At 53.4% G+C, this 16688-nt stretch carries 14 protein-coding genes; 10 read left to right on the forward strand and 4 right to left on the reverse strand.

The features are described from left to right. Window positions 1–46 precede the first annotated feature (46 nt). Together sdaAB and sdaAA are read left to right on the forward strand one after the other, a co-directional pair. Complete coding sequence (gene sdaAB / locus NSQ73_RS32595; protein WP_042232115.1) at window positions 47–757, forward strand: L-serine ammonia-lyase, iron-sulfur-dependent subunit beta; 711 nt, start codon at window positions 47–49, stop codon at window positions 755–757. Beyond that, window positions 754–1632 carry an L-serine ammonia-lyase, iron-sulfur-dependent, subunit alpha gene (gene sdaAA / locus NSQ73_RS32600; RefSeq protein ID WP_340990335.1) on the forward strand — a complete coding sequence of 293 codons (879 nt, stop codon included), beginning with the start codon at window positions 754–756 and terminating at the stop codon, window positions 1630–1632. Before sdaAB ends, sdaAA begins: the two co-directional genes overlap by 4 nt. A 34-nt stretch (window positions 1633–1666) precedes the next feature. On the opposite strand, the gene NSQ73_RS32605 is transcribed toward sdaAA, so the two are convergent. Then, on the reverse strand, window positions 1667–1969 hold the full coding sequence (locus NSQ73_RS32605) for a hypothetical protein (RefSeq protein WP_340990336.1): 303 nt from the start codon (window positions 1967–1969) through the stop codon (window positions 1667–1669). A gap of 79 nt (window positions 1970–2048) precedes the next feature. Here NSQ73_RS32605 and NSQ73_RS32610 point away from each other — a divergent pair, with 79 nt between their 5' ends. After that, on the forward strand, window positions 2049–2243 hold the full coding sequence (locus tag NSQ73_RS32610) for a YwbE family protein (protein ID WP_042133109.1): 195 nt from the start codon (window positions 2049–2051) through the stop codon (window positions 2241–2243). Between the two features lie 111 nt (window positions 2244–2354). Here the strand turns inward: NSQ73_RS32610 and NSQ73_RS32615 are convergent, their stop codons facing one another. After that, complete coding sequence (locus tag NSQ73_RS32615) at window positions 2355–3158, reverse strand: HNH endonuclease (RefSeq protein WP_076243579.1); 804 nt, start codon at window positions 3156–3158, stop codon at window positions 2355–2357. 291 nt (window positions 3159–3449) lie between these two features. On the opposite strand from NSQ73_RS32615, the gene NSQ73_RS32620 reads away from it, so the two are divergent. The 4 genes from NSQ73_RS32620 to NSQ73_RS32635 all read left to right on the forward strand — a co-directional run bounded on the left by NSQ73_RS32620 (window position 3450) and on the right by NSQ73_RS32635 (window position 10003). After that, window positions 3450–3932 (forward strand): hypothetical protein, encoded by a 483-nt coding sequence (locus NSQ73_RS32620; protein WP_042133111.1) that lies wholly within the window; start codon window positions 3450–3452, stop codon window positions 3930–3932. Window positions 3933–3985: 53 nt separating this feature from the next. Beyond that, a complete protein-coding gene (locus tag NSQ73_RS32625) occupies window positions 3986–5002 on the forward strand; it encodes a LacI family DNA-binding transcriptional regulator (protein ID WP_076243580.1) in 1017 nt (338 codons plus the stop codon). Window positions 5003–5104: 102 nt separating this feature from the next. Continuing rightward, window positions 5105–6448: a glycoside hydrolase family 30 protein gene (locus NSQ73_RS32630; protein WP_340990338.1), complete on the forward strand. Its 1344-nt coding sequence runs from the start codon at window positions 5105–5107 to the stop codon at window positions 6446–6448. A 327-nt stretch (window positions 6449–6775) separates the two neighbouring features. Further along, entirely contained in the window at window positions 6776–10003 is a 3228-nt protein-coding gene (locus tag NSQ73_RS32635) for a cellobiose phosphorylase (RefSeq protein WP_340990340.1), read from the forward strand. Window positions 10004–10987: 984 nt separating this feature from the next. Here NSQ73_RS32635 and NSQ73_RS32640 read toward each other — a convergent pair. Together NSQ73_RS32640 and NSQ73_RS32645 are read right to left on the reverse strand one after the other, a co-directional pair. Next, window positions 10988–11920 carry an IS3 family transposase gene (locus tag NSQ73_RS32640; protein ID WP_340985280.1) on the reverse strand — a complete coding sequence of 311 codons (933 nt, stop codon included), beginning with the start codon at window positions 11918–11920 and terminating at the stop codon, window positions 10988–10990. Between the two features lie 5 nt (window positions 11921–11925). Beyond that, the gene (locus NSQ73_RS32645) at window positions 11926–12240 is read right to left on the reverse strand and encodes a helix-turn-helix domain-containing protein (protein ID WP_340985281.1); all 315 of its coding nucleotides are present in this window, start codon (window positions 12238–12240) and stop codon (window positions 11926–11928) included. A 705-nt stretch (window positions 12241–12945) separates the two neighbouring features. Here NSQ73_RS32645 and NSQ73_RS32650 point away from each other — a divergent pair. From NSQ73_RS32650 to NSQ73_RS32660, 3 genes are all read left to right on the forward strand, one after another. Next, window positions 12946–13935, forward strand: a complete 990-nt coding sequence (locus tag NSQ73_RS32650) for an ABC transporter permease (protein ID WP_039309713.1) — start codon at window positions 12946–12948, stop codon at window positions 13933–13935. Window positions 13936–13953: 18 nt separating this feature from the next. After that, entirely contained in the window at window positions 13954–14844 is an 891-nt protein-coding gene (locus tag NSQ73_RS32655) for a carbohydrate ABC transporter permease (protein WP_042133123.1), read from the forward strand. Window positions 14845–14944: 100 nt separating this feature from the next. Continuing rightward, window positions 14945–16645: an extracellular solute-binding protein gene (locus NSQ73_RS32660; RefSeq protein ID WP_340990341.1), complete on the forward strand. Its 1701-nt coding sequence runs from the start codon at window positions 14945–14947 to the stop codon at window positions 16643–16645. The last annotated feature ends 43 nt before the right edge of the window (window positions 16646–16688 follow it).

Here is a 16688-nt window from a genome sequence, read left to right on the forward strand (position 1 = left end):
CTATTCTATGTGCAATGTCGAATTTTGATAGCGGGAGACCTGAGCGATGCGGTTTAAAGATGTGTTCTCAATTATCGGTCCGGCGATGGTCGGACCTTCCAGTTCGCATACAGCGGGGGCGGCGCGGATCGGCAGAGCGGCACGCCAGGTGCTCGGTGAATTGCCGCGTACGGCAGAAGTCACGTTCTTCGGTTCTTTTGCGGCCACGTATCAGGGACATGGAACAGACCGGGCTATTGCCGGAGGCCTGCTGGACTTTACGACCGATGACCACCGGCTGCCGGATTCCATAGAGCTTGCTGCCGAAGCCGGAATGGAGATTTCCTTCGGTCAGGGAACGGGCTTGTTCCCCCATCCCAATACGGTCCGCCTGCGGCTTACCGGCAGCGAGAGCGGCACAGAGCTGATGCTTACCGGGATCTCGATCGGCGGCGGCAATATCGAAATTGTTGATATTGACGGGTTCGGCGTGAAGCTTACCGGCATGTATCCAACCGTGCTGATTAATCATATGGACTATCTGGGCGTACTGGCCAGCGTTACGGATGTAATGCGGCAGGGCCAGTGCAATATTGGACATATGTCGCTGGACCGCAAGAACCGCAGCGGAGCAGCCTTGACGGTGCTGGAGCTGGATGAAGCCGCTACACCGGAGCTGCTGCGGAATCTGCGGGCGCTGCCGGCTGTGAAGTCCGTGAAAGTCGTCGATTTGAATGAACAGGCACATGAGCAGAAAGGAAAGGACATTACATCATGAATTTTCAAACACTCAGCCAGCTGGCTGTATTATGTGAAGAGCGGGGTCTGGGAATCGGCGCTCTGATGCTTGAGGAGCAGAGCGCGGAGTCTGGGCGTTCCAAGGAGCAGGAGTTCGCTACCATGAGCCAGTATTACGGCGTAATGAAGGAAGCGGTGCACCGCGGCATGCATGAAGACACCACCTCACGCAGCGGCCTGACAGGACTTGACGCCCAGCGTGTGGCTGCTTACAATGCAGCGGATGAACCTTGCCTTGGCGGTCCTGCCGGTCAGGCCATGGCGTATGCTCTTGCGGTTTCGGAAGTGAATGCTTCCATGGGGCGGATTATCGCTACGCCGACCGCAGGCTCCTGCGGAATCATCCCCGGGGTGTTCCTGAGCTGTCAGGAGCGCTTCGGCTGGGAGGATGACTATATGGTAACCGGCCTGTTCGCGGCTGGAGCCATCGGGTATGTTATCGCCAACAATTCCTTTGTATCGGGAGCAGAAGGCGGCTGCCAGGCTGAGGTCGGTTCGGCCATCGGGATGGCAGCGGGGGCTTTGACTGAAATGCGCGGCGGCACACCTGCGCAAGCCGTGCATGCCGTAGGGCTGGCACTGAAGAATACACTGGGGCTGATCTGTGATCCGGTAGGCGGACTTGTGGAGATTCCATGTATTGTCCGTAACGGCTTCGGTGCCGTCACGGCACTTGCTGCGGCCGATATGGCACTGGCCGGTGTCCGCAGTGTGATTCCGTCCGATGAAGTGATCAAGGTCATGCTGGAGGTGGGCTCCGCCATGCCCGAGAAGCACCGCGAGACGGCGGGGGGCGGACTGGCGCAGACGCCAACCGGCCGCCGGATTATGAAGGATTTACGGAACAAGAAATAATGCGGGAGCCTTCGGACGGGGGCCATTTGCGGGGCTATAGCATACGGAACCTTTCAAGCTGATCCCATAGCCCCTCACGCCGGAGGATTTCCTCCTGCTTCGGTCCCATCAGGTCGAAGTGGGGAAACGGCTGGCGGTTATGAATATATTGCGGCGGAAGGCTGTTCTTCCTGCACCACTCCCTCAGGCGGGGGAGATCACTGCACCCGACCTTGGTCACTGTGGTGATGTCAGGAAAACGCTTGTCCAGCCAGTAATGTGTAAGGAACGCAATTTCACCAGCGGAGACCGCTTGTTTCCAGCGGGCTAGCTCTGCTCTGTTAATGCCAAAGGCCATAGCTGTCATCATCCTTATTGATCATAGTAAATTGATTATATACAAGAATATAAGATATTTCCGGAAAGGGGAGAAGAACATGAACGGGCAAGTTAGAGCGGATATCCGCCCCGGACTTCAGGTTGATATTGTACTGAAGCAGGATCAGGCGACCGGCAAACTCACACATGGCGCGGTTAAAGATATTCTGACCAATTCGCCCCGCCATCCGCACGGAATCAAAGTGCGGCTGACTGACGGACAGGTAGGACGGGTCAAGAACATTACAGGCTAAGCAGTATACAGAAGAATGAAGAAGCGCCGCGAGCCGGGGCGGCTGTGTCCCTTGGGCAGCCGCCGGGGTAAGAGGCGCTTTTTGATTTGCGTACAGGATCATGTGCCCTGCTTAGCGGCCCATGAATTCCTCTACATACTGGTCGGCCTTGGTCTGATTACATAAATTGCAGGCGCAGACACAGTTGTCCGGCGTAGTGTGCCCGCCCTTGGCACGGGGCAGCAGATGGTCAATGGTATCCCCGTATAAGCCGCAGAAATAGCAGATATACTGGTCCCGGGTCAGAATATAGGCGCGGAAATCCTTATTGCTGTATAAGCGGCGGATCGTACGGCGGTTCACGACAACTGCGGCATGCTCCCGGACAAGCGTTACCGCAAGCGCAAGATCGATCTCCTGATGCCAGCGCCGGCCTTTGTCGCTGTGTCCGCGCATCAGAATCATACCCTTGCCTGAAGGGATGAGCGCAGAGGCATCCTGGGGATCGGGCTTCGGTCCGCGCTGCTGGGGGATCGTGCGTCCCGTTTCCGCACTGCGCGGACGGGACTTGCCCTTGAGGCCGGAGGTACCCGCGCTGCCGCGGCCTTCCTTGGCACGTTCGGGCAAGGAAGGCTGACGGCCCAAGGCAGCAGGCGGTTTGGCAGCTCCGGAGCCCGCTGCAGAGATCGAGACCAGTGTCTTATCCCGCTTGGCAGTCCCTGTGCCGGGCGGACGCTCCGGCAGTGCGGGTGCCGCGCTTGCACGCGGCGGCGCAGCCGCAGCCCCTGCTTCGCGTAGCTTGCGGCATTCCCGGCAGGCTCCGCGCCGGGAGATACCCTTGGAGCGCTTGCCTGTACGTCTGCGGAATTCAGAGAGCGGCTTAAGCTGATGGCAATAGGCACATTGTTTGGATGGAGGAAGAATAGTTTCAGTCATAAGTATACTTGGCAGAACGGCCCTCAGCCGCAACTGTCCAATCCCTTCTGTATTTTGAAATAGAAACTTATTTACGGTATACCGCCATGTGATTTCATTGATTTGATAATAGTATAGCGTAAAGCACAGGTATTCACACAGCATGCGCCAAAAGCCGCAAATCTCCAGGGCTGTGACATCCCTCTTCGCAGTCTTGAGGAAAAACCCGTAAACTCGCAAAGTAAGGCAGTAAATCAATGATGAGGCTTGTATAGGAATACAATAATTATGAACCAGAGAGGAGGAAGCTGAATGACCGTTAGTGAAAAAAAGCCCGGGGCCGTAAGACTGCTATTTGTGCTTCAGGCATTCTTAGGCCTTGGAGCTGTCGCCGGAGGGCTGGTCCTGCTCGCCGATCCCAGTGGTGAAATGATTGGAATGCCGGCGTCCATACTGGAAAGATCGCCCTTTGACAGTTATGCAATTCCCGGCATTCTGCTGCTGGTCATTTTTGGGCTGCTGCCGCTAATGGTGCTCTATGGTCTTTTTAAGCAGCCTGAGTGGTCTTGGGGCTATTCGCTCACTCCGTTTAAGGCGCTGCATGCAGCATGGAGCTTCTCGCTTTATATCGGCTTTGGGCAGATTATCTGGATTATGGTGCAGACATATATGATGGATACAGTCAGTATTGTTCATGTTTTCTACATGTCTCTGGGCATGCTGGTTCAGATCGTTACGCTGCTGCCTGCGGTACAGAGATATTTTATGCTGGACGGCCGTTCTGAAAGAAGTTAGAATGACAGTGAACATAAAAGGGCTTTCATTTGGGCCGCGGGAGTGAACCGGAAGTGACTACCATATACGATATTGCCAAAAGAACCGGCTATTCACCAACCACGGTATCCAAGGCGTTCAATAACTACTCTGACGTGCGGGAGAAGACGCGGCAGGAAATACTGCGTACCGCCCAGGAAATGGGATATCTTCCTAATGCGCATGCGCGTACACTGACGACCAAGAAATCCTGGACGATCGGTGTGCTGTTTGTGGAGAACACGGGAGCGGGTATCCGCCATCCTTTCTTCAGTGCGGTTATTGAGAGCTTCAAGCAGGTTGCCGTAGCCAAGGGTTACGCCCTCATGTTTATCTCGAAGGATGTCGGCGGCAAGCAGAGCGGATATCTGGAGAACTGCCGGATTCGCGGAGTCGATGGGGTTGTAGTGTTCCTTTCCGATTATGAGGATCCTTATTTCCGGGAGCTTCTGGAGAGTGATATTCCTACAGTGGTTCTCGATTTCGAAACGGCGTTGTCGCATACGGTCTGCTCGGATAATATGACTGGTGCACTGCAGGCAGTGGAATATCTGGTTTCGCTCGGACACCGCAGAATTGCCCATATTTCGGGAGGCGGGAATACGTATCCGGGACAACAGCGGGAGCTGGGGTACAGAGCGGCGATGGAGCAGCAGGGTCTTGAGGTGCCGGACGAATATGTTGCCGAGGGAGCATTCTACTCTCTGGAGAACGGTTACGGCGCAATGAAGTCTTTGCTGGAGCTGCCGGAACGGCCAACTGCTGTGTTTGCTTCAGGTGACTTGCTTGCACTGGGTGCCGTAATGGCTGCCAAGGATCAGGGCCTGTCTGTACCGGAGGATATTTCAGTCATGGGTTATGATGATATTGAGCTTGCGGGATATGTTACCCCTGCGCTGACCACCGTCCGCCAGAATACGGAGCTGCTGGGTACCCGGGCGGCGGAGCTTTTACTGGCTTCGATGAACGGCCCGCGTACAAATCAGGAGGCGCTGGTTCTGCCTGTAGAGATCATCGTCAGAGATTCCTGTGCACCGCCGGTCAAGAGATAAAAGTGCGTTCAACCGGGAATGCATTTTTTTTCAGCAAAATCGAAACCGGTTTCGATTTCTTTCGTTTTATTTCGAATTCAAATGATGAAGGAGTGAACCCACATGCCAACCGTTCAAACCGTAGTAACCGCCAAAGATACAGCAGATCGTCTGAGCTCCAGGGAAGGTATTCAGTTCAAGGCGGGAATCCCTGGTACAACAGCAGATATACTGCTTCAGCCGGAGCAGGAGTTTCAAAAGATCATTGGTTTTGGCGGCGCTTTCACTGAAGCGGCTGCGTATACCTTGTCCCGGATGAGTCCGGAGAAACGGGCAGAGGTCATCCGCAGTTATTTTCACCCGGTGGACGGGCTGAGTTACAGTATGGGCCGCGTGCATATTCATAGCTGTGACTTCGCGCTCGGCAACTATACCTATGTGCAGGACGAGGATACGGAGCTTGCGACCTTCGATATTTCGCATGATCATCAGTGGGTCCTGCCGCTCATTAAGGATGCTATGGAGGTCAAAGGCGGGCCCTTCACGATGCTGGCTTCGCCTTGGAGCCCGCCGGCCTGGATGAAAACAAACGGGGAGATGAATAACGGCGGTTCGCTGAAGCCGGAATATGCTGCAGTCTGGGCGCGCTATTATACCAAATTCATCGAGGCTTACCGTAAAGAGGGCGTTCCGGTCTGGGCGGTATCGGTGCAGAATGAGCCGGCGGCAGTGCAGACCTGGGACTCCTGTGTATACACTGCTGAAGAAGAACGCGATTTCGTCAAAAACCACCTCGGCCCGGTGATACGCGAGGCCGGAATGGAGGATGTGAACATCGTCATCTGGGATCACAACCGGGATATTATGATCGAACGCGTGACACCGATTCTATCCGATCCGGAAGCAGCGCAGTATGTATGGGGAACCGGAATCCACTGGTACGGCGGCGAGGAGTTCGACAAGGTGGAGAAGGTGCATGAGCTTTTCCCGGATAAGCATGTGCTCTTCACCGAAGGCTGCCAGGAAGGCGGCGTGCGTCTGGGGGAATGGTTCACGGGTGAGCGCTACGGCCGGAATATGATCGGCGATCTGAATGCCTGGACAGAGGGCTATCTGGACTGGAATCTGGTGCTGGATGAGACGGGCGGACCGAACCACGTGGGGAATCTCTGCGATGCTCCGGTGATTGCGGATACGACTACGGACGAGGTTCACTATAACAGCTCGTATTATTACATCGGGCATTTCAGCAAATTCATTGCACCGGGTGCTGTACGGATCGGGCTGCAGTCGGCTGCCGAAGGCGTGCTGTCAGCGGCGTTCCGCAATCCGGACGGCAGCATCGCTGTTGTATTGATGAACGAAGGCGAAGCAGAACGCTCCCTGACGCTTGGCCTCGGCGGCGAAATCGCTGAGTGCACATTGCCTGCACATTCCATTGCCACACATCTGATTTCGCAAGGTTAAGCCAGCTGGCAGCAGACATGAATAAGATGAACAGAAACGAAGCGGATGGGATGGATTCAAAGGCTGATTCAGCGCGAGTTGAGACACTCTTGCTTGAGGCCGTCTATTGTACTTTCTACAGCAGATGTCGCCTAAATCCGCCGCAAAAAAACGGAAATTAAATGTATGAAATACAACAGAATGATGTTCAGGGCAGAATAAAGCAATTTCTAATGCAGGAAGTGCAATCATTCAGGAACTGCATAGGAAGCAGGGGCTGCCTTGAGCAAACTTGCCGCAACAGAGTAACAAAAGCATATATCAACAAACTTTTAGGAGGACTTAAGCATGAGCCATTATTATTTCGATTCAGGTAAATTTATCATAGAGCAGTTCCACGAAGGCAAACCGTTCGCCAGCTTCCTGCCCGGACTTGCCGGATTGAAGGGGATCCCGATGTGGACGTTCTACGTGAACCGGGGTCAAGGAATCAGCAGCTTCGGAGTACGGGACAAAAATTCGCCGATTATGGAGTTCTCTCCGGCTAATATTTCGTATAAGAATGTAGCCTCCACCGGATTCCGCACCTTCATCAAGCTGAAGGGTACAGCAGAAGTCTATGAGCCGTTCCAGTCGGCACGCCCTGATCCTGCGGCCAAGCGGATCATGACGATCCTGCCGAACGGACTGACCATTGAGGAGTCACATGCAGGACATGGGCTGAAGACGACAGTCCACTACTTCAACCTGCCGGGTGACGATTATGCCGCGCTGATCCGGCAGGTGGAGATCGAGAATATCAGCGGGACAGAGCTGGAGCTGGAGCTGCTGGACGGTCTTCCGGAGGTTCTTCCCTTCGGCGTAGCGAACGGGGGCTACAAAGAGATGGGGAACCTGCTGCGCAGCTGGATGGATGTGTATAACCTGGAGAACGGAATTCCGTTCTACAAGCTGCGCTCCAGCACGAATGACGATGCGGAAATGAGCCTGATTGAGAGCGGGCACTTCTATCTCTCCTCCACAACGGAAGGAGAACAGCTGTATCCGGTCGTAGATTATGAAGTAATCTTCGGCGGCAATACTTCGCTGACGTATCCGGACCGCTTCGCGGAGCTTCCGCTGGCGGAGCTGCTTGCACAGGCCCAATATCCGGCCAACAAGGTGCCGTGCGGCTTCAGCGGCGTATCCAGAACACTTGCACCGGGAGCTTCGCTGAAGCTGAATACAATCATTGGGCATGTAAATGATATTGCCAGAATTAATCATCGGGCGGCTGAGCTCTGCCGGGAAGATTATTTTGCTGCCAAGGCACAGGAAGCGGCCAGTTTGACAGAGGATTTAACGGAGGATATTGCTACGCATACCTCCTCGCCGCTGTTCGATGCTTATTGCCGCCAGTCTTATCTCGACAATTTCCTGCGCGGGGGCTATCCGTTTATTTTTGATAACGGCGGTGAAGGCTTTGTTGTACATCTATACTCGCGCAAGCATGGCGATATGGAACGGGATTATAACTTCTTCTCGCTGGCGCCTGAATATTATTCGCAGGGCAACGGGAACTTCCGTGATATGAACCAGAACCGGCGCAGCGATGTGTTCTTCCACCCGCAGGTGGGCAGCTTCAACATCAAGATGTTCTACAGTCTGATTCAGGCAGACGGCTACAATCCGCTTAGCGTGCAGGGGACCAGCTTTGAAATTCTGCCGGGTGAGGGAGAGAAGCTTAAAGCATGGGTTGCCGGGGCGCTTGCGGAGCATCATGCCGGATTTGAGCGGCTGCTGGCCGGACGCTTCACACCAGGAAGCCTGATTAACTACATTGCGGATCACAATATTGCTTTGAACATCAGTGAGCAGGAATTCCTCAGCGGTGTGCTTGCCCTGTCGCAGCAGAACATTGAAGCCGCCTTCGGAGAAGGCTTCTGGTCCGATCACTGGACCTACAATCTTGATCTGGTGGAAGGTTATCTGGATATTTATCCGGAACGGCAGGAGGCGCTGCTGTTCGGGGACGAGACTTATACGTTCTATGACAGCCCGGCTTATGTGCTGCCGCGCAGCGAGAAATATGTAATCAGCGGCGGGCAGGTGCGGCAATTCGGGGCGCTGCTGGAGGATGAGGAGAAGCTGCACAAGCTGAAGCGCAAGGCCAGCGATACCCAGTGGCTGCGCACACAAGGCGGGCACGGGGAGATCTACCGGACCAGCCTGTTTGTGAAGATGCTGTCGCTTGCCATGAACAAATTTGCCACGCTTGATCCTTACGGGATGGGGGTAGAGATGGAAGGCAACAAGCCGGGCTGGAATGATGCTATGAACGGTCTGCCGGGACTGGTCGGCTCCGGAATGAGCGAGACCTTTGAACTTAAGCGGATGCTTGTGTTCATGCTGGATGCTCTGGAGAGCGGCGCGATTATTCCTTCAACAGTAGCGCTTCCGTTAGAGATGGCTTCGCTGCTTGAGCAGGTGAACCGTGCTGTAACTGAAGTGCTTGACGGTTCACTGGCCCAATTCCCGTATTGGGACCGCGTGGCTTCAGCGCGCGAGGCTTACCGGGCAGAGATTCGCTTCGGAATTACAGGCGAGACCGCCGGAATTTCCCTTGCGGTCATCCGTGAGGCACTGGGCAAATGGCTGCGTAAGGTGGATCAGGGGATTGAGCGTGCGGTAGGAATTGGCGGCGGACTGGTTCCGACCTATTTCCGCTTCGAGGCAACACGGTTCCAGCCTGTAACGGATGAAGCCGGAGAGCCGGTCATAAGCGGCTACGGGCTGCCGAAGGCTCTGGTCGAAGAGTTCGAAGCTACTGCTCTGCCGTATTTCCTGGAAGGTCCTGCCCGCTGGCTCAAAACGCTGGACAGCAAGGAAACCGCCAAGGGAATCTACAGCAAAGTGAAACAGAGCGGGCTCTTTGATCCGGTTACATCGATGTACCGGACTTCAGTGTCGCTGGAAGAAGAATCGCATGAGATCGGCCGCATCCGGGCCTTCACACCGGGCTGGCAGGAGCGGGAGTCCAACTTCCTGCACATGTCGTACAAATATTTGCTTGAGCTGCTGAAGGCGGGGCTGTACGACGAATTCTACAGCGAGCTGAAAACCTCGCTGATTCCGTTCCTTGACCCTGAGGTCTACGGTCGCAGTACACTGGAGAATTCCTCGTTCATCTCAACAGGCGGCAATCCCGATCCTGCAACGCATGGCAGGGGGTTTGTTGCCCGGCTGAGCGGCTCTACGGCGGAGTTCCTGAGCATGTGGAGAACGATGATGGCCGGCAGCCGGCTGTTCTCTGTGGAAGACGGCGAGTTAACGCTGTCGCTTGAGCCGGCACTTCCCGGCTGGCTGTTCGATGAGCAGGGCAACCTGTCCTTCACCCTGCTGGGCAGTACAGTAGTGACGTATTATAATCCGCGTCATGCCGATACCTTCGGCGGCAGCAAGGCAGTCATTCAGAATCTGACGCTGCAATTCCGCAGCGGCGAGGAACGGCTGATTGACGGCGGCCTGCTGCGCGGCGGGGATGCCGAGGCATTGCGGCGCGGAGAGATTGCCGCCATCCGTGCGGTAATGGAATAATTAGAGTCTATATAGATTGAATTTAAAAAATATACGGATAGGGAAAAGTGCCGGAGGAGAATTTTGGAACTGAAGGAGCGACAGTGTCCGCCTTTGTCTGCGGATTTCCACCGCGAAACAGCGGGTTGAATTCAAGAAATTTGTAGACAACAGCGGCCGGAGGCCAAATATTCTTTGGAGTCACGGCAATCCCATAATAGCAAAAATACAAGTTCAATCTATATATTCATTCAAGTTAATAAAGGTACAGGAAGGAGGCCCGGTTGGGCCTCCTTTTGATTGCCCGGGGTTAGGTGGATTAGAGGTGGATACTCTTGAATCCGCCAGTTGTCGGCGATACGGGGAATGAGGAGCAGAAGTGCTCCTGGATCCGCCGGAAGCAGGCGGAATGAGCAAATTAGAGGGATAAATCCCTCTAAATCCGCCGTAAGTGGGCGAAATGAGCAAATCAGAGGGATAAATCCCTCTAAATCCGCCGGAAGTAGGCGGAATGAGCAAATTAGAGGGATTTATCCCTCTAAATCTCCGAAAGTAGGCGGAGCGAGCAAATCAGAGGGATAAATCCCTCTAAATCCGCTAGAAGTGGGCGAAATGTTGAAATGAGGAGCAGAAGTGCCCCTTAATCCGCCGGAAGTAGGCGATAGGGTGAAATGAGGAGCAGAAGTGCCCCTGAATCCGCCGGAAGTAGGCGATAGGGAGGAATGAGGAGCAGAAGTGCCCCTGAATCCGCCAGAAGTAGGCGATAGGGAGGAATGAGGAGCAGAAGTGCCCCTGAATCCCGCCGGAAGTGGGCGGAATGTTGAAATGAGGGGCAGAAGTGCCCCTGAATACGCCAAAAGTGGGCGAAATGTTGAAATGAGGAGCAGAAGTGCCCCTGAATCCGCCAGAAGTAGGCGATAGGGTAGAATGAGGGGCAGAAGTCGGTGCGACCCCCTTATCCCGGAGTCCTCCGTATAAAATCAGTACTTGTTGTAGATATGCTCTTTATTTCGCTTTTTCTCTCGGCCAGAAGAAGCGGGAGCGGTCTTCTAGGGTCAGCACCCACTCTGCAAAGGTAGCTGGCGGCAGGTTACGAAGGCTCGTATGCATTCTGCGATTGTTGTAAAAGTCCATGTACCGGTCCACCGCTTCATAGGCCTCTTCGAACGTTTCGAATGCCTCTTTGCGGAACAAATCCCGATCGATATTACTGTGGAATGATTCAATAAAAGCATTTAAATCCGGCGTTCGAGGCGGAATACGTTCATGGGTCATTTCCCAGCTTTCACACATGTCGCCAAACAGGTGGCTGACGAACTGTGGGCCGTTGTCGGTGCGGATCACAGGGCGTGCGCTGTCAGGGGCGCAGTGATGCTCCATGGCGCGCGCCAGCGTCTGGCAGGCGTGCTTGGCCTCACACGACGATCCCCGGTGGTAGCCGACGATGACGCGGGTAAACACATCGATAATGCTCAGGACAAAGAAATGCCGGTCACGTCCCTCCACATACCCGTATTTAATGTCCATCTGCCAGAGCTGGCCCGCTCCTGTAATGACTCGGTTCTCCGGCAGCTTCCGGGGATGCTTAAAGCGCTTCTGACGCTGGGGCTGCAGGATATCCAGCGCCTGACACAGCCGGTAGCTTTTCTTGTGATTGAGCTTCAACCGGTGCTGGTTCCACAAGCACTTGGCCAGGAGTTTGTACCCGTACACGTGCTCTTCTCCAGCGATTAATTCCAGCAGCCATTCCTGGATCTCCTCGTCACTAATCTTTTCCCCAGACTCGTTAAAGGAGTAGCCTGGCTGGGGTCTTCCACGCCCCCCTTGAACGGCCTTTGGGGACAGTGACCTGCGTTTCTTACGGTCGTAGTACGTGGACTCTGCTAGCCCCATGAGACGCAGTACCAAAGCTGCTGTATTCCCCTGCTTAATGAACATGTCGGCTACCTCGATTTTTTCGGATAAGCAGGGGTTGGCTTTTTTAGCAGTTCACGCAGAATCTCAATCTCTAACTCCTTTTCGCCGAGTATCTTGACGGCCTTCTCGTATTTCTGCTCCACTTCCAGGAGGCGCTTCAGTTCCTCCACCTGCTCCTGGGGATACGGATGATCTTGTTCCCCATGGGCCTCTCGGTAATCTCTCACCCACTGATTCACCGTCGCTGGGGTCACCCCATATTTTCGGGCAACCACCGCTGCCTTAATGCCAGACAACACCTCTTGCGCTGCCTTCTCTCTTGTTCCTGTTAAGTTTCCCATTGTGTTCATCCTCCTCCTGTATTCAGTCTACATTTTTATGGGGGAGGACTCCAACTTCATTAGGGGGCTGTGGAGAAGTGCCCCTGAATCCCGCCGGAAGTGGGCGGAATGTTGAAATGAGGGGCAGAAGTGCCCCTGAATACGCCAGAAGTGGGCGAAATACTGGAATGAGGGGCAGAAGTGCCCCTGAATCCGCCGGAAGTAGGCGATAGGTTGAAATGAGGGGCAGAAGTGCCCCTGAATCCGCCAGAAGTGGGCGATAGGGTAGAATGAGGGGCAGAAGTGCCCCTGAATCCGCCGGAAGTAGGCGATAGGGTAGAATGAGGGGCAGAAGTGCCCCTGAATCCGCCGGAAGTAGGCGGTAGGGTGAAATAAGGGCAGAAGTGCCCCTGAATCCGCCGAACGTGGGCGGCATGAGCAGCCCCGAGGGACAGGTAGCTTTGAATTTGTCCCAAACGGGCAGAGTAGCATTCACCCATGCAAGCGCGGAAGGGGATTGGAGCGGGAGGCGACAATAGCTGCCGGAAGTTCTGCGCTTCCGGCAGCCTATCTCCGATGGCGGTTGAGTTTTTGAGCCAAGCCGAAAAATGAGCCCCCAAATACGAAATCTGGGACCTTACGCCCAAATACTAAAACGCATACAATAAATACATAGAGATGAAAACGCTTCACACATTAAAGTTGGGGATTTTGGAGGTCCATACGATGGAGAACAAACAAAGCACCAAACCAAATCCGGTAATGGGGCCGCTCATTCCGGCGTCAATCGAAACCGGTTCAGTTCGCAAAAATACGCTCTGGAGGAAATTTGTAGCCCAGCGTCATCTGCAGACCATGGCACTGCTTGGTGTAGTGTGGATGATCATATTCAACTACATCCCGATCTACGGCTTGATTATTTCTTTCAAGGAATATAATATCGTCAAGTCGATCGCCGAAGCCCCTTGGGTGGGCCTGGAGCATTTCAGGGAACTGTTCGCAGATGAGGATCTGCCGAATGTTATCCGCAATACGCTCGGCATCAGCTTAATCAAGCTGCTTATCGGGTTCCCGCTGCCAATTATATTCGCCCTGTTCCTCAATGAGGTCCGTTCCATCAGATTCAAGAAGACGATTCAGACGATCTCCTATCTGCCGCATTTCCTCTCCTGGGTTGTGCTTGGCGGCATTCTGGCCACCTGGCTCGCGGATATAGGGATTATCAATAATATTCTGCTTGCACTCAATCTGATTGATAAGCCGATCACTTACCTGGCTGAACCGAGTTACTTCTGGACGATAATCATCACCTCCGACATTTGGAAGGAGCTTGGCTGGTCAGCGATTATCTACCTCGCGGCGATTGCCGGCGTGTCTCCGGAAATGTATGAGGCAGCAACGATCGACGGCGCAGGACGTTTCCAGAAAATGTGGTTTGTCACTCTGCCGGCCATCCGGGCCACGATCAGCATCCTGTTCGTTCTGGCAGTCAGCGGTGTACTGAACTCGAACTTCGACCAGATTCTGGTGCTGCGGAATTCACTTAACGACAGTACATCCAATGTAATTGATTACTATATCTATCAGACAGGTATTGTCTCCAACCGCTTCTCCTATTCTGCGGCGGTCACCCTGGTCAAAGCGGTCATTGCACTGATTCTGCTGCTGATTGCCAATCAGGTATCCAAAAAAATCAACGACACGTCGCTGTTCTAGGACAAGGAGGACCTATATATGTTTGCTCTTAAACGTAAAACTAAAGGCGAAGCGATTTTCGATATCGTCAATAATCTGGTTATGCTCTGCGTCTGCTTCCTGACGCTGTATCCGATCTGGTATGTGCTCGTCAACGCTTTCAATGACGGCAATGATGCCATGCTGGGCGGAATCTACTGGTGGCCGCGGATGTTCACACTGAAGAACTTCGATGCAGTATTTGCAAGTCCGGGAATTATGCTGGCGATGGGGGTTACCGTACTCAAGACAGTCCTTGGTGTGGCTCTCCATGTATTCTTTACAGCGATGGTAGCTTATGCCTTGTCCCGCAAGGATCTGGTTGGCGGCAAGCTCTACATTCTGATCGGCACCATTACATTGTTCTTTAACGGCGGCCTGATCCCAACCTTCCTGCTGATGCGTGATCTGCATTTACTGGATAACTTTATGGTCTTTATCATTCCTGTCATGTTCAGCTTCTTCGATCTTATTATCTTCATGACCTTCTTCCGGGAGATCCCCGAGGGTCTGGAAGAAGCAGCGCGGATTGACGGAGCCAATGACTGGTCCATCTTACTGCGGATCGTGCTTCCGGTCTCCATGCCGGTTATTGCCACCATCGCGCTGTTCCACGGCGTGTATCAATGGAATGATTATTTCGCCGGCATCATCTATGTGAACAATGTTGACCTGCAGCCGATTCAGACCTATCTGTTCCGGGTTGTGGCCCAGTCCAGCTCCAATACGATGATGGTTGCTGTCCAGGGCAGCGCGGCCACACGGTCGGTAACCTCCCAGTCCATCAAGCTGGCAACCATGGTTGTCACAACGCTGCCAATCGTGTTCGTCTATCCGTTCCTGCAGCGCTATTTCGTTAAAGGCATGATGATCGGCTCCATCAAAGGCTGAGCATCTGCGAACCACAGGGTAACTCCTCCGGAGCCCATTGTCTTGCGGGCAGCGGGGTTGAGCTTATAATTACTATTTTCTAGAAAAGGGGTAAACAAGCATGGGCATGAAACATAAGCCAAAGAAAATGGTCCTGCTGCTCTTGGGACTAATGCTGACATTCTCTGCAGCGGGTTGTTCAAGCAATAATAATGCCGCAAACGGAAATACAGCAACGGAGAAGCCGGCTACGGAAGCTACAGAGGCACCGGCAACCAATGCAACAGAAACGACAGCTCCGGCAGCCACAGGCGATGAGCCAGGCTGGATGAGCGACACTTCACCAATCACCTTCGACTGGTATCTGAACTTTGCCTGGTTTGCCAACAAATGGGGCGTAGATCCAACTTCGCAATATGTTACGAAAAAGACCGGCGTTAACGTTAACTTTATCGTGCCTGCAGGGAATGAGAATGAGAAGCTGAACACGCTGATTGCTTCCGGCAAGCTGCCTGATTTCATCACCCTCGGCTACTGGGAAGATGCCATCAAAAAAATGGTAGAAGGCGAATTGGTACTTCCGCTGAACAAGCTGGCTGATGAATACGACCCGTACTTCTACAAAGTTTCCGATAAAGATAAGCTTGGCTGGTACACTCAGCCGGACGGCAATGTATACGGCTATCCTAACTCTTCCTCTTCTCCTGCCGACTATGAAAAATATGGCGATACCTATGTATCGAACCAGACGTTCGCAGTCCGCAAGGATATTTATGAAGCCATCGGCAGTCCGGATATGCGTACCCCTGAAGGCTTCCTCGCTGCGCTGAAGACTGCACAGGAGAAATTCCCTGAAGTGAACGGCCAGCCGCTGATTCCGCTGGGTCTGCATGAGTTCACTGAGAACGGCAACGACTCGCTGGAAGGCTACATTCAGAACTTCCTGGCGATTCCTTGGGAAAAAGACGGCAAGGTATATGACCGTGAAACCGATCCTGAATATGTACGCTGGATGAAAACACTCCGCCAGGCTAACCAGGATGGATTGCTGGCAAAAGATATCTTCATTGACAAACGGGCACAAATGGAAGAAAAAATCGTACAGGGACGCTACTTCGCAATGCTGTATCAACGTACAGACTTTGCTTCCCAGCAAGGAACTATTTTCCAGAAGAATCCTGAGATGGTCTACATTGCTGTAGATGGACCAGCCAACACCAAACTGGATCAGCCTACACTGAATGGCCCTGGGATCTCCGGCTGGACCGTTACCCTGATCTCGAAGGATGTTAAGGATAAAGCACGCGCAATTAAATTCCTCAGCTACCTGAACAGTGAAGAAGGCCAAAAGGATCTTTTCCTGGGCGAAAAAGGGGTCAGCTATGATACAATTGAGGGCAAGGATCAATTCCTCCCTGAAGCCCTTAAGCTGATGAACTCGGACCGTGCAGCATTTGATAAGCAATACGGCTCTTCGTTCACCTTCTGGATGATGCAAAATACGAATATTACTGACCAATGGGCACCAAAATCCGTTGAGCCGTTCAAACAACTGGAAGACTGGACCCGCGGGAAATCTATTAATACTTCGGAATTCCAGCTGATTGATCCTAGCGGTAACTCGCCGGAAGGCATCATCGCGACCAAGCTGAAACAGCTGCGCGGCAAAACTATGCCGAAGCTGCTGATGGCTGAATCCGATGCGGAATTCGATAAGATCTGGTCTGAATATCTCACCAAAAAAGAGAAGGAAGGTCAAGCGACCTTCGATGCATACCGCCAGACTAAATATGAAGAGAACAAGAAAAAACTCGGAATGTAGTCTCCAATATAAGACCCAATTGCCCGCTAACCGCGGGCTTTTG

Origin of the sequence: Paenibacillus sp. FSL R10-2736 (assembly GCF_038000245.1) — a bacterium.
GTDB lineage: Bacteria > Bacillota > Bacilli > Paenibacillales > Paenibacillaceae > Paenibacillus_AQ > Paenibacillus_AQ phytohabitans.